This is a genomic window from Paraburkholderia caledonica (assembly GCF_000383275.1).
Lineage (GTDB): Bacteria > Pseudomonadota > Gammaproteobacteria > Burkholderiales > Burkholderiaceae > Paraburkholderia > Paraburkholderia caledonica.
In genome coordinates, this window is the sequence record NZ_KB911047.1 from 41035 (window position 1) to 61545 (window position 20511).

At 63.5% G+C, this 20511-nt stretch carries 16 protein-coding genes; 7 read left to right on the forward strand and 9 right to left on the reverse strand.

Translation table 11 applies throughout. From position 1 onward, the window contains the following. Positions 1–212 precede the first annotated feature (212 nt). Together H281_RS0128885 and H281_RS0128890 are read left to right on the forward strand one after the other, a co-directional pair. On the forward strand, positions 213–4916 hold the full coding sequence (locus H281_RS0128885; RefSeq protein WP_027805038.1) for a glutamate synthase-related protein: 4704 nt from the start codon (positions 213–215) through the stop codon (positions 4914–4916). A 128-nt stretch (positions 4917–5044) separates the two neighbouring features. Next, positions 5045–6514 carry a glutamate synthase subunit beta gene (locus tag H281_RS0128890; RefSeq protein ID WP_020070613.1) on the forward strand — a complete coding sequence of 490 codons (1470 nt, stop codon included), beginning with the start codon at positions 5045–5047 and terminating at the stop codon, positions 6512–6514. Positions 6515–6653: 139 nt separating this feature from the next. Here the strand turns inward: H281_RS0128890 and H281_RS0128895 are convergent, their stop codons facing one another. Further along, on the reverse strand, positions 6654–7982 hold the full coding sequence (locus H281_RS0128895) for a D-amino acid dehydrogenase (protein ID WP_020070614.1): 1329 nt from the start codon (positions 7980–7982) through the stop codon (positions 6654–6656). Positions 7983–8025: 43 nt separating this feature from the next. Further along, positions 8026–9285, reverse strand: a complete 1260-nt coding sequence (locus H281_RS0128900; RefSeq protein ID WP_020070615.1) for an MFS transporter — start codon at positions 9283–9285, stop codon at positions 8026–8028. A gap of 349 nt (positions 9286–9634) precedes the next feature. Between H281_RS0128900 and H281_RS0128905 the strand changes: the two genes are divergently transcribed. Then, entirely contained in the window at positions 9635–10579 is a 945-nt protein-coding gene (locus H281_RS0128905) for a tyrosine-protein phosphatase (RefSeq protein ID WP_020070616.1), read from the forward strand. A 226-nt stretch (positions 10580–10805) separates the two neighbouring features. Here H281_RS0128905 and H281_RS0128910 read toward each other — a convergent pair whose 3' ends face one another. Continuing rightward, on the reverse strand, positions 10806–12131 hold the full coding sequence (locus H281_RS0128910; protein ID WP_020070617.1) for an ATP-binding protein: 1326 nt from the start codon (positions 12129–12131) through the stop codon (positions 10806–10808). After that, the gene (locus tag H281_RS0128915) at positions 12128–12868 is read right to left on the reverse strand and encodes a response regulator (protein WP_020070618.1); all 741 of its coding nucleotides are present in this window, start codon (positions 12866–12868) and stop codon (positions 12128–12130) included. Before H281_RS0128915 ends, H281_RS0128910 begins: the two co-directional genes overlap by 4 nt. 458 nt (positions 12869–13326) lie before the next feature. Between H281_RS0128915 and H281_RS36185 the strand changes: the two genes are divergently transcribed. The 4 genes from H281_RS36185 (at position 13327) to H281_RS0128935 (ending at position 15207) form a co-directional block, all read left to right on the forward strand. Continuing rightward, positions 13327–13518 carry a hypothetical protein gene (locus H281_RS36185; RefSeq protein ID WP_084690197.1) on the forward strand — a complete coding sequence of 64 codons (192 nt, stop codon included), beginning with the start codon at positions 13327–13329 and terminating at the stop codon, positions 13516–13518. Positions 13519–13533: 15 nt separating this feature from the next. After that, complete coding sequence (locus H281_RS36190) at positions 13534–13731, forward strand: DUF6726 family protein (RefSeq protein ID WP_084690199.1); 198 nt, start codon at positions 13534–13536, stop codon at positions 13729–13731. Between the two features lie 3 nt (positions 13732–13734). Beyond that, positions 13735–14472: a hypothetical protein gene (locus H281_RS0128930; protein ID WP_027805040.1), complete on the forward strand. Its 738-nt coding sequence runs from the start codon at positions 13735–13737 to the stop codon at positions 14470–14472. A 93-nt stretch (positions 14473–14565) separates the two neighbouring features. Further along, positions 14566–15207 (forward strand): flagellar basal body L-ring protein FlgH, encoded by a 642-nt coding sequence (locus H281_RS0128935; RefSeq protein WP_370687492.1) that lies wholly within the window; start codon positions 14566–14568, stop codon positions 15205–15207. A 102-nt stretch (positions 15208–15309) separates the two neighbouring features. Here H281_RS0128935 and H281_RS0128940 read toward each other — a convergent pair whose 3' ends face one another. The 5 genes from H281_RS0128940 to H281_RS0128960 all read right to left on the reverse strand — a co-directional run bounded on the left by H281_RS0128940 (position 15310) and on the right by H281_RS0128960 (position 20154). Next, entirely contained in the window at positions 15310–16053 is a 744-nt protein-coding gene (locus H281_RS0128940) for a response regulator (RefSeq protein WP_020070623.1), read from the reverse strand. A gap of 88 nt (positions 16054–16141) precedes the next feature. Beyond that, positions 16142–16789 (reverse strand): hypothetical protein, encoded by a 648-nt coding sequence (locus H281_RS0128945; protein ID WP_027805041.1) that lies wholly within the window; start codon positions 16787–16789, stop codon positions 16142–16144. An 85-nt stretch (positions 16790–16874) separates the two neighbouring features. Next, on the reverse strand, positions 16875–17336 hold the full coding sequence (locus tag H281_RS0128950) for a hypothetical protein (protein WP_027805042.1): 462 nt from the start codon (positions 17334–17336) through the stop codon (positions 16875–16877). 209 nt (positions 17337–17545) lie between these two features. Further along, positions 17546–18406: an SDR family NAD(P)-dependent oxidoreductase gene (locus tag H281_RS0128955; protein WP_020070626.1), complete on the reverse strand. Its 861-nt coding sequence runs from the start codon at positions 18404–18406 to the stop codon at positions 17546–17548. Beyond that, on the reverse strand, positions 18403–20154 hold the full coding sequence (locus H281_RS0128960) for an ABC transporter ATP-binding protein/permease (protein WP_020070627.1): 1752 nt from the start codon (positions 20152–20154) through the stop codon (positions 18403–18405). The genes H281_RS0128955 and H281_RS0128960 overlap by 4 nt, the downstream gene beginning before the upstream one ends. Positions 20155–20511 lie beyond the last annotated feature (357 nt).

A 20511-nucleotide genomic window follows, 5' to 3' on the forward strand; every position in this document is an offset into this window, starting at 1 on the left:
AAAAATACCCGCAATGCACCAAACTGATAATTAGGGATCGACCATAACGTTTTATTTGCTATTCCATTGATTCGTCGCGTATATTCCGAATTCCGGCGTTTTTGAACTGTGTACGTTGCAGCGTCAAAGGCGTCTCAGCCGTTGCGGGTGTGCACGTGCGGCAATAGAAAAACGGTTTAACGGCCTGTCGGCCCCTCACAGACGGTGTCCCCATGAACGATCGCCAGCAACCGGTTCACCCGGTACCCGCCGCCCAAGGGTTGTACGACCCGCAAAACGAACATGACGCCTGCGGCGTCGGCTTCGTCGCCCACATCAAGGGCAAGAAGAGCCACGAGATCATCGAGCAAGGCCTGAAGATTCTCGAGAACCTCGATCACCGGGGCGCCGTCGGCGCAGATCCGTTGATGGGCGACGGTGCCGGCATTCTGATCCAGATTCCGGACGGTTTCTATCGCGAGGAAATGGCCAAGCAGGGCGTGACGTTGCCGCCGTTCGGCGAATACGGCGTCGGCATGGTGTTTCTGCCGAAGGAACACGCGTCGCGTCTCGCCTGCGAACAGGAGCTGGAGCGTACGGTGAAGGCCGAAGGCCAGGTGGTGCTCGGCTGGCGCGATGTGCCGGTCGACCACACCATGCCGATTTCGCCGACCGTCAAGGCGAGCGAGCCGCTGATCCGCCAGATCTTCATCGGTCGCGGCAAGGACATCATGGTGACCGACGCGCTGGAGCGGAAGCTTTACGTGATCCGCAAGACCGCGAGCCACCGCATTCAGGCGCTCAAGCTCAAGCACGGCAAGGAATATTTCGTGCCGTCCATGTCGGCGCGCACCGTCGTTTATAAGGGACTGCTGCTGGCAGGTCAGGTCGGCGTGTACTACCGCGACCTGCAGGACGAGCGCACCGTTTCGGCGCTCGCGCTCGTGCACCAGCGCTTCTCGACCAACACGTTCCCCGCCTGGGAACTGGCTCACCCGTACCGGATGATCGCCCACAACGGCGAAATCAACACGGTGAAGGGCAACGTCAACTGGCTGAACGCGCGTACCGGCGCAATCGCGTCGCACGTGCTCGGCGACGACTTGCCGAAGCTTTGGCCGCTGATCTATCCGGGCCAATCGGACACTGCCTCGTTCGACAACTGTCTCGAACTGCTGGTGATGGCCGGCTACCCGCTCGTCCACGCAATGATGATGATGATCCCGGAAGCCTGGGAACAGCACACGCTGATGGACGACAACCGCCGCGCGTTCTACGAATACCACGCCGCCATGATGGAGCCGTGGGACGGCCCCGCTGCAATCGCGTTCACCGACGGCCGCCAGATCGGCGCGACGCTCGACCGTAACGGGCTGCGTCCGGCGCGCTACATCGTCACCGACGACGACCTCGTCATCATGGCGTCGGAAGCGGGCACGCTACCTATCCCTGAGTCGAAGATCGTCAAGAAGTGGCGCCTGCAGCCGGGCAAGATGTTCCTGATCGACATGGAACACGGCCGCATCATCGACGATAAGGAACTGAAGGACAACCTCGCGAACGCCAAGCCGTACAAGAGCTGGATCGACGCCGTGCGCATCAAGCTCGACGAGATCGAGCCGAAGGCCGAAGACGTCGCGACCGAGCGCCGCGAAGCCGCTGCTTTGCTGGATCGCCAGCAGGCGTTCGGCTACACGCAGGAAGACCTCAAGTTCCTGATGGCGCCGATGGCGCAAGCCGGCGAAGAAGCGGTCGGCTCCATGGGCAACGACTCGCCGCTCGCGGTCATGTCCAACAAGAACAAGACGCTCTATCACTACTTCAAGCAGCTGTTCGCGCAGGTCACGAACCCGCCGATCGACCCGATCCGTGAAAACATGGTGATGTCGCTCGTGTCGTTCGTCGGACCGAAGCCGAACCTGCTGGACACGAACAACATCAACCCGCCGATGCGTCTCGAAGTGTCGCAGCCTGTGCTCGACTTCAAGGACATCGCGAAGATCCGCGCGATCGATCAGTACACGGGCGGCAAGTTCAGCTCGTACGAGCTGAACATCTGCTATCCGGTTGCGTGGGGCAAGGAAGGCATCGAGGCGCGGCTCGCGTCGCTGTGCGCGGAAGCTGTCGACGCCGTCAAGTCCGGCTACAACATGCTGATCGTGTCCGACCGCAAGACCGACCGCGACAACGTCGCGATTCCGGCGCTGCTCGCCACGGCGGCCATCCATACGCACCTCGTGCAGCAAGGCTTGCGTACCAGCACGGGTCTCGTCGTCGAAACCGGCTCCGCGCGTGAAACGCACCACTTCGCGCTGCTGGCCGGCTACGGCGCGGAAGCCGTGCACCCGTACCTGGCAATGGAAACGCTCGGCCAGCTCGCAGCCGGCCTGAAGGGCGACCTGTCGCCGGAAAAGGCCGTCTACAACTTCACGAAGGCTGTCGGCAAGGGCTTGCAGAAAGTCATGTCGAAGATGGGCATTTCGACCTACATGTCGTACACCGGCGCGCAGATTTTCGAAGCAGTCGGCCTTGCCGAAGATCTCGTGCAAAAGTACTTCAAGGGCACCTCGTCGAAGGTCGGCGGCATTGGTCTCTTCGACGTTGCGGAAGAAGCGATCCGTCTGCACCGCGACGCGTTCGGCGACAACCCGATCCTCGCGAACATGCTCGACGCAGGCGGCGAGTACGCGTACCGCGTGCGCGGCGAAGAACACATGTGGACGCCGGATGCGATCGCCAAGCTGCAACACTCGGCGCGCAGCAATTCGTATCAGACGTACAAGGAATACGCGCACCTGATCAACGATCAGACCAGGCGTCACATGACCTTCCGCGGTCTGTTCGAATTCAAGCTCGACCCGACCAAGGCAATTCCGCTCGACGAGGTGGAACCGGCGAAGGAAATCGTCAAGCGTTTTGCCACCGGTGCAATGTCGCTCGGCTCGATCAGCACGGAAGCGCACGCCACGCTGGCGGTTGCGATGAACCGCATTGGCGGCAAGTCGAACACCGGCGAAGGCGGCGAAGACGAAAACCGCTATCGCAACGAATTGCGCGGCATTCCAATCAAGAACGGCGACACGATGAAGTCCGTGATCGGCGACGAGGTGATCGTCGACATTCCGTTGAAGGAAGGCGATTCGCTGCGCTCGAAGATCAAGCAGGTCGCGTCGGGCCGCTTCGGCGTGACGGCGGAATACCTCGCCTCGGCCGATCAGATCCAGATCAAGATGGCGCAGGGCGCGAAGCCGGGCGAAGGAGGCCAGTTGCCGGGCCACAAGGTGTCCGAGTACATCGGCAAGCTGCGTTACTCGGTGCCGGGCGTCGGTCTCATTTCGCCGCCGCCGCACCACGACATCTACTCGATCGAAGATCTGGCGCAGCTCATTCACGACCTGAAGAACGCAAATCCGGCGGCTAGCGTGTCGGTGAAGCTGGTGTCGGAATCCGGTGTCGGCACGGTCGCAGCGGGCGTCGCCAAGGCGAAGGCCGACCACGTCGTGATCGCAGGCCACGACGGCGGCACCGGCGCGTCGCCGCTGTCGTCGGTCAAGCATGCCGGTACGCCGTGGGAACTCGGTCTCGCCGAAACGCAGCAGACACTGGTTCTGAACCAGTTGCGCGGGCGTATCCGCGTGCAGGCCGACGGTCAGATGAAGACCGGCCGCGACGTCGTGATCGGCGCGCTGCTCGGCGCCGACGAGTTCGGCTTTGCGACGGCGCCGCTCGTCGTCGAAGGCTGCATCATGATGCGCAAGTGCCACCTGAACACCTGCCCGGTCGGCGTCGCGACGCAAGATCCGGTGCTGCGGGCCAAGTTCAAGGGCCAGCCGGAACATGTCGTCAACTTCTTCTTCTTTGTTGCAGAAGAAGCGCGCGAAATCATGGCGCAACTGGGTATTCGCAAGTTCGACGACCTGATCGGTCACGCCGAACTGCTCGACACGAAGAAGGGCATCGAGCACTGGAAGGCGAAGGGTCTCGACTTCTCGCGCGTGTTCTATCTGCCGCAAGTGCCGGCTGAAGTCGCGCGCAAGCATGTGGAAGACCAGGACCACGGTCTGGACCGCGCGCTCGACCACACGCTGATCGAGAAGGCGAAGGCGGCCATCGAGAACGGCGAGCACGTGTCGTTCATACAGCCCGTGCGCAACGTCAATCGTACGGTTGGCGCGATGCTGTCCGGCACGATCGCGAAGAAGTACGGCCACGACGGCTTGCCCGACGACACCATTCACATCCAGTTGAAGGGTACTGCGGGTCAGAGCTTCGGCGCGTTCCTCGCGAAGGGCATCACGCTGGATCTGGTCGGCGACGGCAACGACTACGTCGGCAAAGGCTTGTCGGGCGGGCGCATCATCATCCGTCCCACGAACGATTTCCGCGGCAAGTCGGAAGAGAACATCATCTGCGGCAACACGGTGATGTATGGCGCGATCGAAGGCGAATCGTTCTTCCGCGGCGTGGCTGGCGAGCGATTCTGCGTGCGTAACTCGGGTGCGACGGCGGTTGTCGAAGGCACGGGCGACCACGGCTGCGAATACATGACGGGCGGCACGGTCATCGTGCTCGGCGAAACCGGCCGTAACTTCGCGGCCGGCATGTCGGGCGGCATCGCCTACGTGTACGACCCGGACAACACGTTCGCGGGCAAGTGCAACAAGTCGATGGTTGCGCTCGAGCCGGTTCTGCAGCAGGCCGAACAGGAGCGCACGGTCGACAAGAGCCTGTGGCACGCCGGCACGACCGACGAAGCGCTGCTCAAGGGTCTCATCGAACGTCACTTCCAGTTCACGGGCTCGCCGCGTGCAAAAGCGCTGCTCGAAAACTGGGACGCGTCGCGCCGTCAATTCGTGAAGGTGTTCCCGACCGAGTACAAGCGCGCGCTGGGCGAAATGGCAGCGAAGAAGGCGAATAAAGAAGTTCTCGCCGCCTGAGCGCAGACCGCTCGACTGCTTTCGCACAGAGACGTCACCTTTAGCCGTACCTGCCGCGCGCGACCGTTCAACGGCGCGCTGCGGCGGGTTCAGATCACCCCCTAGATACAGATAGAGAAGAGAACCACATGGGCAAGGCAACCGGTTTTCTCGAGTTCGAGCGCCGCCACGAGGCGTATGAAGCTCCGCTCACACGCGTGAAGCACTACAAGGAATTCGTCGCCGCACTCACCGACGACGAAGCGAAGGTTCAAGGCGCACGTTGCATGGACTGCGGCATTCCGTTCTGCAACAACGGCTGCCCGGTGAACAACATCATCCCGGACTTCAACGACCTGGTTTTTCAACAGGACTGGAAGACGGCGATCGAGGTGTTGCACTCCACGAACAACTTCCCGGAGTTCACGGGCCGCATCTGCCCGGCGCCGTGCGAAGCGGCGTGCACGCTCGGCATCAACGACGATCCGGTCGGCATCAAGTCGATCGAACACGCGATCATCGACAAGGCATGGGCCGAAGGCTGGGTCGCGCCGTTGCCGCCGAAGCACAAGACCGGCAAGAAGGTTGCCGTGGTCGGTTCCGGTCCTGCCGGTCTGGCGGTCGCTCAGCAACTCGCGCGCGCCGGTCACGATGTGACGGTGTTCGAGAAGAACGACCGCGTTGGCGGTCTGCTGCGCTACGGCATTCCCGACTTCAAGCTGGAGAAGTGGCTGATCGATCGCCGTATGCGCCAGATGGAAGCCGAAGGCGTGACGTTCCGCGCCAACGTGTTCGTGGGTAAGGCCGATTCGCTGCCGGCCCACATCGGCAACACCGCAAAGGAAACCATCACGCCGGACCAGTTGAAGGAAGACTTCGACGCGGTCGTGGTAGCCGGCGGTTCGGAAACGCCGCGCGATCTGCCGGTGCCGGGCCGCGAACTGGAAGGCATCCATTACGCAATGGAATTCCTGCCGCAGCAGAACAAGGTCAATGCCGGCGACAAAGTCCCGAACCAGTTGCTTGCCAAGGGCAAGCACGTCGTCGTGATCGGCGGCGGCGATACGGGTTCGGACTGCGTGGGCACGTCGAATCGTCACGGCGCGAAGAGCGTCACGCAGTTCGAACTGCTGCCGCAACCGCCGGAAGAAGAGAACAAGCCGCTCGTGTGGCCGTACTGGCCGATCAAGCTGCGCACGTCGTCGTCGCATGAGGAAGGCTGTTCGCGCGATTGGGCTGTCGCGACCAAGCGCCTCGAAGGCAAGAACGGCAAAGTCGAGAAGTTGATTGCGGCGCGCGTCGAATGGAAGGACGGCAAGATGGTCGAAGTGCCGGGCTCCGAGTTCGAAATGAAGGCCGACCTCGTGCTGCTCGCCATGGGCTTCACGCAACCGGTGTCGCCTGTGCTGGAAGCCTTCGGCGTCGACAAGGACGCGCGCGGCAACGTGCGGGCCACCACCGAAGGTGACAAGGCGTACTACACGTCGGTGGACAAGGTGTTCACTGCCGGCGATATGCGCCGCGGCCAGTCGCTCGTAGTGTGGGCGATTCGCGAAGGCCGTCAGTGCGCACGTTCGGTCGACGCTTTCCTGATGGGGCATTCGGACCTGCCGCGCTAAACGTCGCCGCTGGTTTGCCGCAACGGCGTCGTCCGTTAAGCGGTGCAGAAGGCACATCAAAGCGGTAAAAAGAGAGCCGGGCACCCGACAGGGTGACCCGGTTTTTTCATATGTGCTGCTTGTGATTCAGCTCGCCGCGTCACTTCCCATAACGCGCCAACGTGAGCCCGTTGAGATCGATCTCCGGCTTGCGCTGCGTGATGAGATCGGCGACCACCCGCGCCGAGCCCATCGACATCGCCCAGCCCGTCGAGCCGTGCCCGAGGTTGAGCCACAAATTGTCGATGCCCGAAGGTCCGAGCAATGGCGCGCCGTCGGGCGTCATTGGGCGGCGACCCACCCAGAAGTGTGCGGACGTCGGCGCGGCGGCATGCGGAAACCAGTCATCCAGCACTTTCATCAGCGTTTGTAGCGCCTGCTCGCGCAGCGTGGTCTGCCGGTTGCCCAACTCGGCCGTGCCCGCCACCCGCAGGTTGTTGCCAAAGCGCGTGATGGCTGTCTTGAGCGACTCGTCCATGAGCGCGGCCCGTGGGGCTTTCTCATCATCGATCACGGGAAGCGTTGCGGAATATCCCTTCACCGGATAGAGCGGCACCTTAACGCCGAGCGGTGCAAGCAGCGCCGCACTGTCGACGCCCAGCGCCACCACGACGCTATCGGCCTGTACGATTTCAGCGGCGCCAGTTGCGCCAGTTGCGCCATTTGCACCGTTTGCACCGTTTGCACCGTCCGGTCGTCCACCGGCTTCACTTTCCACACGCACACCGCGGACCGCACCGCCGCGCACGTCGATCGATGTCACGCGCGTGTCGAAGCGAAACTGCACGCCGTGGCGCTCGCAGATAGCTCGTAATTCGCGCGTGAAGCGGGCGCAGTCGCCGGCTTCGTCGTCGGGAAGATGAATACCCGACACCGGAGTCGCGCGCGCCCAGCGCAAACCCGGCTCGATATCGACGCATTGCGCGGGGTTCACTTCCCGATATGCGATGCCCGCGTCGCGCAGCACAGCCAGTGCCGGTTGCGCGAGTTCGACGTCGTACTCGCTGCGAAACAGTTGCAGATACCCTTGGCTGCGCCCGTAATCAAACGGATGACGGCTGCGGAATTCGTGCAGGCAGTCCCGGCTGTAATAGGCGATGCGCTGCATCCGTTGTTTGTTGACGCGAAAGCGTTCGAGGTCGCATTCGCGCAACCAGCGCGCGATCCAGCGCCACTGAGCCGGGTCGAGGGTAGGACGGAAGATCAGCGGCGACGCTGGCTTGAACAGGTACTTGAGGATCTTCGTCGGCATGCCCGGCGCGGCCCACGGCGTCACGTAGCCGGGCGCGATCACACCCGCGTTACCGAAGCTCGTGGCGAGCGCGACGTCCGGCTCCCGCTCGATCACCGTGACCTCGCAGCCTTGCTGGCGCAGGTAGAAAGCGGTAGCGACGCCGATCACGCCGCCTCCCAGAACAATCGTTTTCATGTGCTTAGTGGGCAGGAATCAGCGCCAGAAATCAGCGACAAAGTCAGGCGGCAGGACTGGCCGTGCCGAGCACCTTGCCCTTGGTTTCGGGCAGGCACAACGCGGCGACGATCACGAGCAGATAACCCGCACCGGCGACGATGCCCATTGCCTTCACCAGAGACATGCCCTGCGAAAGTGTGCCGACGAGAATCGGAAAGAACGAGCCGAAGCCGCGCCCAAGGTTGTAGCAGAAGCCTTGCCCGGAGCCGCGAATCGCATTGGGATATAGCTCCGACAAATAGGCGCCCACACCCGCGAAAATCCCTTGCACGACGATGCCGAGTGGAAATCCGAGCGCAAGCATCATGCCGTCGGTGACCGGCAGCATCGTGTAGACCATGCCGAGCACGAATGAGCCGACCGCGAACAAAATGAAGGACGCGCGCCGTCCAATCTTGTCGCACAAGATCGCGCCCACGATATAACCGGTGAACGAGCCGACGATCAACACGATCAGATAGCCGCTCGTGTTGAACACGGACAGATGACGCACGGTCTTCAGATAGGTGGGCAGCCACGTGGTGATCGCGTAATAACCGCCGAGCATGCCGGTGCACAACGCGCTGCCAAGCAGTGTGATGCGCAAGTGCGGCCCCGAGAAAATTTGCAGGAAATGCGCAGTTTCGAAACCGCTCTCACGTGCACGGCGCGTCTGCAGATAGATGTCGGGGTCGCTGACGTTGCGGCGAATGTAGATGATCCAGGCGGCGGGCAGCAGACCGATCCAGAAGCACGCACGCCACGCATACTGTTCGGGCAGCAACGCAAAAAATGCCCAGTAGACGATGGCCGCCGCCGCCCAGCCGAACGACCAGCTGCTTTGCACGGTGCCCACGGCTTTCGCGCGATGCTGCGGCGAGCGGATCGTCTCGGCCATCATGATCGTCACGACCGACCATTCACCGCCGAAGCCGATTCCTTGCAGGGTGCGTGTGGCGAGCAGTTGCCAGAACGAATGCGTGAAGCCCGACAGAAACGTGAATAGCGCGAAGGTGGCGATCGTCCATTGAAGCACGCGGATGCGGCCGTACCGGTCGGCCAGAATGCCGGCGAGCCAGCCGCCCAACGCCGACGAGATGAGCGAACTCGTGGCGATCATGCCCGCTTCGCTTTTGGTCATGCCCCACGTCGCGATCAGCGTCGGAATGAGGAACGAGTAGATCATGAAATCGAACGCATCGACCGCATAGCCGCCGAAACCGGCGTACAGGGTGCGGCGTTCCCGCTGCGTCAGTTCGGTGAACCATTGGAGAGAAGGCATGTTTGTTGTGTTCTCCTGGTTTTTTGTGTGCCGGCGGCTCGTGGGAGGTGTTTCTATTCTACGGGGACGAGGCAACATGCGGCCAGTTGTGGTCAAAATTGGCAGCGATCATGGCAACAACGGGTAAGCAGCGGACAACAGACGAGATGCGAAAGAAACGGATCCGGCGAGGGGGGCGCTGGACGGCATACCAGCCGATGCATGCAAGACGGCGAAAGCTCGCGAAAGCCGTTGCTTACGAACTAATACGCCGTAACCAAAAAGATAATGAACACCGTTACACTGCGCACGCAGCGCATCGGCTGCACATTGTTTGCTCACACTCGCGCCTGCCACATCTGATCGCCTAATGCCCGCCACCGCGAAAATCTGCCCGGAGCCTCGCCGCCACTTTGCGCACGTGGCCGTGCCCGCGCGCCAACTTGCCGCGAGCGGGTCGCGCCGGACGTTCCTGAAGGGTTCCGCAAGCGTGCTGCTGGCGTCCGGTATCGGCGCTTCGCTGCTCTCCGCGTGCGGCGGCGGCAACCTGGATACTGAGCAGGGCGAGACGCCGCGACTGGCCTCGGTCGATAATTTCCGCGATGTCGCGGGCGCTGCCGCAGGCTATCCAACTGCCGACGGCAAAACGATGCGCCGAGGCGTGTTCTTTCGCGCGAACGTGCTCGCGCTCAGCGTGGCTGACCAGACCGAAATCGAAAGTCTCGGCATTGCCGCCATCTTCGATTTGCGCACGCCAGGCGAGATCGAGCGGACGGCAGATATCCTGCCGCGTGCCACCGTATCGCAGACGTTGAATGTACTTGGCGCTCGCGACTTCATCACGCCCGCCTTCAATTCGGCGGGCGGCGCGGCCGCGTTCATGGAGTCCGAGGCTCGCGCCTATGTAACCGGCGCCGCGCAACGGGCGAACTACGGCGCGCTGCTACGTCAGCTGGCCGATGGCGCGGGCGCGCAGCTGTTCCATTCGAACGCCGGTAAGGATCGCGCGGGTTGGGTTGCCGCGTTGTTGCAGAGCATTGCTAACGTGCCGCTCGACGTCATCATGCAGGACTACCTGCTGAGCAACGTCTATCGCGCACAGGCGATCAGGTCGCAGAAAGAGACGTTGCGTGCGCAGGACGGCGACGCGCTCGCCGCGATCCAGGAGCCCTTGCTCGGCGTTCAGGAAAGCTATCTGCAGGCGGGCTTCGATCAGGTGCAGGCAAGCTACGGCACGATGACGCGCTATCTGACCGAAGCCCTTGGCGTGTCGGAGTCGGCTATCGAGAGTTTGCGCAGCCGGCTCGTCGTTTGAGGCGCGCAGGGAAAGTCATTCCCGGGAGCCGGACAAATCCGCGCATAAACCGCACGCATCAAACCGTGGGCAAAAAAAATCCGCCCCGAACAAGCGGGCGGACTGAGAAGGGCGGCATCGAGGTTGCCAGGGCCGACTATACGGCCGCCGGCCACGCGATAGACGATCCGGTAAGGTGACGTAAGCGGATCGGTCGCGGCGCTCATTCGCAGCAAAAGCCTGCGCCTTATGCGGTCGCGGCAGACGCCGCCGGCAGTTCGATACATACCTCCAGGCCGCCTTGCGCGTGATTGCGTACATGGCAACGTCCGCCGCGGTCGTGCGCAAGCCGCGCGACGATTGCAAGGCCAAGGCCGCAATGTCCTTCGCCGCCCCGCGCGGCGTCGAGCCGCACGAACGGTTTCATCGCCGCGGCAATGCGCTCGTCGGGAATGCCCGCGCCATGGTCGCGCACTCGGATGAGCCAATATCCGTCGCCGCGTTCGGTGGCGATGTCGACGGGCGGCGCGCCATGTTCCAAAGCGTTATCGACAAGGTTCGTCACGAGCCGGTCAAGCAGCGTGCGCGGCAGCGTGAACGCCGGGCCGGCGCGCAGATGGAGCGCGAAGAGCGGCGTCTCCCCGGCGCTGGAAGTGCTGTCCATGCCGTCGCCGCTGTCCGTGTGTTCGGCGAAGCCGTCGCTCGCGGAAAACTGTTCGCGCAGGAACTCGTCGACCTCTACTGCAGGCCCCGCGTCAGCGGATTGGCCGGCAAATTCGAGAAACTGCTGGACGATGTTCGTCAGCGAGTCGACATCGCGTATCAAGCCCGCACGTTCGCTTTCCTCTACCAGCACGCTCGCGCGCAACTTCAGGCGTGTGAGCGGCGCTTTCAGGTCGTGCGCGACACCGGCGAGCATGACGGCCTGATCGTCGCCGGCTTCGTTCAGGCGCCGCATCATGTCGTTGAACGAGCCGATCAGATCGCGCAGTTCTCGCGGACCTTGCACTGTGACGGGTTGTGGCCGCACACCCGAACCGAACTCACGCGCGGCATCGGCGACGCGCGACAGCGGCCGCTGCATCTGCCAGACCGCGAAGAGCGACAGGATGAGCGCGGCGGCCAGCATCGAAACGGATTCGATCAGAAAGCGCGGCGGCGGCGGAAGGTCAACGGGTAGCACCACCCAGTTCGACTTGCCGGGAAACAGCACCCACAGTTGCGGCGGACGCAGGTCGTCGACGGCGATCTTCGTGCCGGGCGGGAGATCGTCACGCAGGCGCCGCGCCAGGTCGGCGACGAGACGTTCCGTCGGTTCGTGCAGATGGATGCTCGGCGGCATGTTCCAGGTCGGAACGAGATGCACGCGCATGGCGGGCGCGAGGGCGGCGCCCTTGATCGGCTCACCGTTGATCGCCTGCAGCACCAGCACGAGGCCGCGCGCAAAGCCGTCGACTTCATGACGCGGCGGCTGCATCACCACGAGAACGAACCAGCCGGCCTGAATCGCGAAGAGCACCGCCGTCGAAAGCAACGCCATTCTGCCGAACAGCGTGTTCAGCGGGTTTCTCATGCGTTCGAGGCAGCCTCGTCGGAGAACGGTGTGCCGTCTGCGTCGGGCACGAAGACGTAACCCTTGCCGCGCACTGTTTGCACATAGCACGGATTGGACGGATCGTCCTCGATCACGCGGCGTAGCCGCCAGATCGGCACGTCGAGACTGCGGTCGCGGAATGCGAGATTGTCGCGATGCACGAGGTCGTGAATCAGCACGCGCGACAACACCTTATAGGGATTGTTCACGAAGATCTTCAGCAGCGCGAACTCACTGTCGCGCAACGGGAGCTTCGAGTCCGCACGCGACAGCGAGCGCGTGGCGAAGTCCAGTTCGAACGGACCGAACTTATACGGTTTGCGCGCTTCGGGTGCACTGGTGGTTGAAGGGCCGCGGCGGCGCAGAACGGTGTGGATGCGCGCGAGCAGTTCGCGCGGATCGAACGGCTTGGTCAGGTAGTCGTCTGCCCCGAGCGAGAGCCCGACTATGCGGTCCGCCACCGTGCCGCGCGCCGTGACGAAGATCACCGGAATGTCGTCACCGGCGGCGCGCAACGCGGTAAGCGCGCGTAGGCCGTCGGTGTTCGGCATCATGATGTCGAGCACGACGACCGATGGCCGTTCGCGTTCGAGCCTGCGCTGGAGATGGGTGCCGTCATGCAGCACCGACGCGTCGAAGCCGTTCGACTGCAAGAACTTGCAAAGCAGATCGCGTACGACCGGATCGTCGTCGACGATAAGGACCTGTGGATTCATGGCGAAATTCTAGACTGACGCGCGCAACGCGCGGCCGACTGTTTTCTTACCAATGCTTACCCGGCGCTGCGCAAAATCGGCGCGTTGGCGCGTAAGTCCCGTCACCCAAGGCTCACAGCATATTTCACCACTGCCATATTTGGCAACGCAGTTGGCAACGCGGCTGGCAGCCGCGACGAGCACGCGGTCGCCAACGTCGCGCGTTGCGTCGAACGGCGTTCTCATGCCGCAGGCCGCTTTCCGGAAACAGTTTGCGCACGCTGGGAAGCAGTGGCAATCGTTCGAAACCGGTCGTAAGAACCGCCGGAAAGCGCGTCTTTCTTCGTGCATCGCCAGGGCCCCGGCGGCGCGAAGATTCGTCCTGCAATACGTAGCGCCACACGCCGCAAGAGCTTAACGGCCCTGTCCGGCATAGACGGCGCAAGACCGACATTCCGCCAAACCATGCGAGGCTCATCATGACCGTTCCAGGCAACCTCAGTTCGACCCACTTCCCTGCAGTCGCGCCCACCAAAACGACGGAAAAGCCCACGTCTGCAGGCAATTCCGCAAGTACCGGCGGCGCGGCGCAAACCACGGCTTCCGCAACGCAGCCGCAGCCTCCGGCGCCCGCGGGCCTCGTCGGTCACCACGTCAATACGACGGCCTGATCTGCCGAGGCCCGCGTGTCGACTCCGAGAATCCTTGCGCGTTTCACCCGCGCCGCTGTGTGGCTCGCGCTCGGCGCGGCGCTGTTGCCGCTCGGCGGCTGCGCCGTTGCCGCGCTGCCCTGCCGGCTCACTTCAGCCACGCTGAAAATCATCCCGGTCGTCGGCCATGCGGCGGCCAGCCCGTTCGACATGTGTTCATCCGCGATCGACTGAATCATGACTCCCCAACGGATTGCCTGCGCGTTGGCGCTGGTTTGCAGCACGTTTTCGCCGACCGTGCCGGCGCAGCCGGCGGCGCGCGAAGCCAGCGCGGCGGCTCCCGCGTCGAAGGACGCTTTGGCCGATGCGCGGCGGCGCGCGCAGGACACGCCGTTCGCTTTCCGCGGCATTGCGCTTGGCATCACGCTCGACGAATTCCGCGCGGGCTCGAAGGTGCGCGCGACGCCGATCGGCAGCGTGCCGGTCTGCGAGACGGATGTGCAGGCGGGCGTGCTCGGCATGCGGCTGAAGTCGCACGAAAGTTTGACGGTCGCGTGCCGCTGGGCACATCGCGACGACAACGGCTGGGCGCTGTCGCAAGCGGTGGTCGATGGTGCGCCGGCGTCCGAGCACGTGCTGCGCTTCGCGCGTATCGGGGGACGAAGCGAAAGCCGGAGCGACGAACAAAGCGCGCTGCGTCTATACGAAATTTCGTTCGTGATCGACGAAGTCACCGCCGAGGACTTGCGCGAGGCGCTAGCGGAGCGCTACGGCCCGCCGCGTCACGCGACGCAGAACGTGTCGGCGCCAGGCGCGCTGCCGGTCTACGTATGGGAAAACGCGGTGAGTTCGATCACGTTGTGTTTTTTGCCCGGCACTCGCAACGGCACGCTGACATACCTGCTGAAGGGCTCCGACGCGTGGGTCAAGTCGGTCGTGCGGCAGTGGCAGGCAAGCGATGCAGAAGCCGGTTGAGGCGCCATGCGCCTTTGACAGCCAATCCACTCGAAGATGAGGCCGATCAGGCCAGGGAGTAAACCAATGCCTAAGCTTCGTTTTTCCGCGGCGATGTGCGCGGTGGTGGCTCTATCGGCTTGCGCCGGCGGACAGAAGTCGATCGTCGAAACGCCGATGGCGCCGCCGCTCGTGTCCGCGCCGCTGAACGTCAACACACAGGGCGCGATCTACCAGGCCGGCACGCTGATGGTGCTGTACGAGACGCCGCGCGCGCAGCACATCGGCGACGTGCTCACGATCCGCCTGTCGGAGTCATATAGCGGGAACAATAGTTCGACGGCAGCGGCAAGCCGGTCAAGCAGCATCACCGCGGATGCCGCCGATCATTCGACCGGAGCCGCCGCGCGGCTCGCAAGACTCTTCAACGTCGGCTCCGCAAGCACCGAGTTCAAAGGGCAGGGCAGCCTGACCGACGCGAGCGGCATGACCGGGACGCTCGCCGTCACAGTGATCGGCACGATGCCCACGGGCAACCTGGTCGTGTCCGGTGAAAAAATCATTTCGATGAGCGGCAACCGTGACCGCCTGCGTCTGTCGGGCGTCATCAATCCTAAGGATATCGAAGCAGGTAACTACGTGGCTTCGAGCAAGGTCGCAAATGCACGTATCGAACAGGCGGGCGTGGGGATGCTCTCCGATGCGACCACCATGGGTTGGCTGCAGCGAATGTTTCTTAGCGTGCTGACTTTCTGAAGCGGGCGCGGCGCAGCGCGGCGCGTTTTGTCCGCGCCGCCTTTCGGTTATGTCCGCGCCGTGCTTGAGTCTAACCTTGTGTCGCTGCGGCGCTTGTCACGCTTACTGTGAAAGCGCAGTTGGGCCGCGCTCAGCCGCGCCGATCTCGCCGTCCGGGACGAACACGTAGCCGCGCCCCCACACCGTCTGCACATAGCGCGGCTCTGACGGATCGACCTCGATCAGACGGCGCAGGCGCCAGATCGACACATCGAGACTGCGGTTGCGATGCGCCTCGCTATTGCCGTGCAGTTTTTCGAGCAACTGCGCGCGCGTGAGCACTGTCATCGCGTGCGTGACGAACACTTTCAGCATCGCAAATTCGCTCGAACGCAGCGTGATGCGCTCGCCGTCGAGGCGCAGTTCGCGCGCCGGGAAGTTGACTTCGAAGCGGCCGAAGCGATACGGCGCGCGCTGTTCCGGTGCGCTCGGCGCAACCGAACCGCGACGCCGCAGCACCGTGCGAATGCGCGCCACCAGTTCACTCGGTTCGAACGGCTTGCCGAGATAATCGTCCGCGCCGAGTTCGAGACCGATCACGCGGTCGATCGGATCCGCGCGAGCAGTGAGAAGGATCACGGGAATATCGTCGCCCGCGACGCGCAACGCGCGCAGCGCGCTGATGCCGTCGAGCTCGGGCATCATGATGTCGAGCACGATCAGCGCCGGGCGCTCGTCCTGAAGCTTGCGCTGCAGTGCCATGCCATGCTCGAGCGTGGCGACCTTGAAGCCGCGCCCTTCCAGATACTGGCTGACGAGCTCACGTACGACGGGGTCGTCGTCGACGACCAGAATGGATTGGTTCATTCAGATCATCTTAGTGATCGGCGCGAGCGCAGCAAAGCGGTTGATGCTTTCCAAACCTTTCCTGAGTAAGACAAACAATGAGCGCGGTTCAATTGACCTGCGAAGTCTGAACTGTTTGCAGCGTCTGGCGGCTGAAGTCGGTCTGATCGACGACCATCTTCTCGATGAGGCCATTGAGCTTGGTCGACGCCGAAGAGAAACGGTCGGTGTTCAGGCCGCCCGTCTGATAGCGCGCGGTGACGAGGACGCGGCCGCTCTGCACGAGCGTCAAGTCGATGATCGACAGGTACTGGATCGACTCGTCGCTGAACGAACGGCGGCCATAGTCGATCGCGGCGTTGTAGACGAGGCGCGCCTCGCAGCCGGCGGGCGAAGTGCCGGGATTGTAGACATCCGAACGAATGCCGCGCCGATCCAGCGCGAGTTGCAGCGCCGGCACGAAGTCGCCCACCGATACCGTCTGATTCACTTCGATGCAGACATGTCGCACATCGGCGGGACGGCCGTTCACGAAGGTCGGCGACGAATAGTTGGCGGCAATCGCATAGCCGGCCTGGATCACGGAGCCGGTGGCGTCGGCTGCCTGGATCAGCGTCCATGCGCAGCCGTTCAGTCCCACTGTCAGCGTGGTACAGGCGACGAGCTTTGCGCTCGGCCGCCGCAACCTGACCCAGGCCGCACGAGGGGCTCGCGTGAAGGCGTTAGCGTGAGCGCGTGTGCCAGGCAGGAAGGTCATGAAGCAGAGCCAGGTGGCGATGAGCACAAACAACAGAGATCGACCGTCTGCGCGAGACGCAGGAAGACGCGCATGGTCCCGACGCCTAGCGCGTGACGCGCAGACGCAATTCGTTCTGCCCTTGCACGCTCGCCGTCACGTTGACGCGTCGCTCGGCGGTCGTGACGACGAAGTGCTGGCGTGTCGGCGTATTGACGTCGTGCACGACGTTCGGAAAGCAGGCGGCGATGTCCGCGCCGATTTCTTCGAGCGGATCGTTGACCACTCCGTCGGCCTGCCAGTGCGCGCGCCAGTGGCAGTCGTAAGCGTGCGCGTTGGAGCGGCAATCTTCCGCACTTGCGACGCCCGGCAGTTGTGCGGCCGGTTGCGTATGCAACTGCTTGAAGTCGGACGCCTCGACGATGTGCTTGAGCGCAGGGCACACGTCAGCCGGCTCGTTCGGCGGCGTGGTTTGTGCTGCTTGCGCGGCGCTCGCGAGCAGCATGGCCGTGCCGAGAGCAAGCGTGAGGCGATGAGTGAAATGAGGAGAGCGGCGATCGAGTGACATGAGCGAAGAGTCCGTTAGCAGTGAATGACTGCGGGCCGCGGGGACGGCTCGCACGACTATCGTCGCTGTTGTCGGCTCTTTTCAAAGGGCGGAAAAGCTCGCCCGCTTCGCAAATGCTTTCGAACTGTTCTTTCGTGTTTCCGGATCTTGCCGTTTGTGCGGCCCGCGCGATGATTGCGTCGGTGGCGTCGGTGACTCGGCCCGGTAGTTCAACCCAGCGTCAAACCGCCGTCGACGTGAATCACCTGGCCGGTGATGTGACGCGCTTCGTCGGAAAGCAGAAAGGCAATCAGCGCCGCGACGTCGGCCGGCTCGGCGATGTGGCCAAGCGGCGTCGCCTCGGCTGCGTGCGTCCACACTGCGGCGTTATCGGGGCTCGGCCCGCGATCCTTGCGCGTATAGCCTGGCGCGACGCAGTTCACGGTCACGCCATGCGGCGCGAGTTCGGCGGCCGCGGTTTTCGCGAGCGATTCCAGCGCCGCCTTGGCGGCCGCTGTGGCGGCAAATGGCGCGTCGGCGCGATAGCGGTGTGCGACAAATGAACTGAGCGCGACCACGCGTCCGCGCCTCGACGTTTCGAGTGCCGGCGTGGCGCGTTTCACAAGCGCGGCGAACGCGGCGGGCATCGCTGCGAAGGCCGCGCCCAGCGTGTCGGGATCGAGTGTCTGCAACGTTTGGCGCTGCGCGTGGCCTGCGTTGGCGACCAGTTGATCGAGCGCGCCAAAGGTTGCAAGCGTTTGATGCACCACATGTTCGGCTGCGCCTCGCTCGGCGAGGTCGCCGAAGACGGTGGCGCAGGCCGCGCCATTCGCGCTGCACTCGGCGGCAACTTGCGTGAGACGCTGACGCGATTCGTGATCGGCGCCGCGTGCGTGCAACATCAGCGCAATGCGTGGAGCGTCGATCGCGGGCGGAGTCGTCGATGCGGTGCTTGTCTCCTGCGCGGCCATCCGCAGGGCCGAGAGCCGCCGGGCGAGCGCGGCCCCGATGCCCGAGCCCGCGCCCGTGATCAGTACGACGCGCTCGAAAGCCGCGTTGCTGCCGCTCGTCGCACCGCTGCCGGAAGTCATGCGGCGACCGCTTCGCTGGCACGCTCGACTTCGAGCGTCTCGTCATGGAACGCAGCAAGCGATTCGCGGTGCGCAACGCTGACAATCGCCGCCTTCGGCAGGCGCTCGGTGAAGAGGCGATAGAGCCGCGCTTCGTTTTCGGCGTCGAGCGCGCTCGTCGCTTCATCGAGGAACAGGTAGTCTGGCTTGTGCAGCAGCACGCGTGCCGCGGCAAGGCGCTGTTGCTCGCCCGGCGACAACATGCGCGTCCAGTGCCCCGATTCCTGCAAACGGTCCGCGTACTGCGACAGATGGCAGGTGACGAGCGCCTCGCGGCATTCGTCGTCGGTATATGTGTCGGCTGCCGACGGATAGGTGAGCGCAGCCTTCAGCGTGCCGATCGGCATGTAGCTGACCTGCGGGATGAACATCATGCGCGCGTTGACCGGTGCGTCTATCGAGCCGTCGCCGAACGGCCAGAGGCCGGCGAGCGCGCGCATCAACGTGCTCTTGCCCGAGCCGGATGGGCCGCGCACGAGCCACCGTGAGCCGGGTTCGATCGCGATATCGCGGATGCGCGACAGCGGAGTGCCGTTGGGCAGCGCGAGCTTCAGGCGGTCGGTGGTGAGCGAGTCGGCGTCGACGAAATGCAGGTTGATGCCGCCGTGCGCGGTGGCCGGCGACACCGATTCCTTCAGACGCGGTGCGTGCACGACCCGCTTGAATTCGCGCAACCGGTTCACGGTGGCGCGCCACTCGACGAGTGTCGAGTAACTGTTGATAAACCACGAGAACGAATCGCTGACGGTGCCGAACGCGCTCGAAATCTGCATCAGCACGCCGAATGTGAAGGCGCCCGCGAAGTAACGCGGCGCAGCCACGACGAGCGGGAAAATGATTGCGATCTGGCCATAGAAGCTCAGCACGAAGGTCAAACGCTTCGTGTACTTCATGACCTGCCACCAGTTGTCGCGAATCCGGCCGAACAGCGAATGCGCGTTTTTCTTCTCCGTGTCCATGCCGTTGTAGAACGCGATCTGCTCCGCGTTTTCGCGCAGACGGATCAGGCCGAAACGGAAATCCGCTTCGACTTTCTGTGCCTGATAGTTGATCGGCACCAGCGGGTGGCCGACTTTCTGGATCACGAGCGATCCGACCACCGCGTAAAGCGCGGCCGCCCAGACCATATAGCCGGGGATGTGCAGCGGAACGCCGCCGAGAGTGATGGTCAGCGCGCCGGCGAGCGACCACAGGATCGTGATGAACGACACCAGCGTGACGACCGTGGACAGCAGATCGAGCGTGAGCGACAGCGTGGTGGTGGCGAACGACTGAAGATCGTCGCTGATCCGCTGGTCTGGGTTGTCGGCAAGACGGTCGCGCTCGATCCGGTAGAACGCGCTGTCGTGCAGCCACTCGTTCAGATAGCGCGTGGTGAGCCACTGACGCCAGCGGAAGCCGAGCATCTGCCGCATGTAACGCCCGTAGACCGCGAGAATGATGTAGCCGAACGCGAGGCCCGAAAACACCATCAGCAAATGTGGGAAGTCGCGCACATTCTTGGTTTGCAGCGCGTTGTAGAAGTCGGCGCTCCAGCGGTTGAGCCGGACGTTGATCCACACGACCAGCAGATTCATCACGATGATCGCGAGAAGCAACGCCCACGCCGTCTTGCGTTCTTCCGACACCCAGTAGGGCTTGATCAGGCTCCAGGCGGAGACTTTCTCGTCTGGCGGCAGCGCGGGGCTGGCGGATGTATTCGTTGTCATGAGCGTCCTGAGGAGTGCTGTTCCATTCGGGCCGACCCACGCAGGCCGGCCCATTGCGAATATTTGTGCGTGTGCGGGTGGCGACACCCGGCAAGCATCACCGGTGCGATTGCCGATTCTGGCGCGAAGCCCTTAAGCGAAAATTAATGATCGGCGCGAGTTTTCCGGCGACCGCGCTGCGGGTGTTTCGCCTGCGTCGCCGCGACTTCGCGCCGCCAGGCCCCGCGTCACGCCGCATTCGCTGCGCCATCTCTGCTGGCATTGTGCCAGAGCGCCGCGCCGCCGATATGGGCGACGCCCAAGGCGGTGCCGGATCAAGGCGCGTGCGATGCCGCGCGCCGCTCGTTTGCGAGCGCC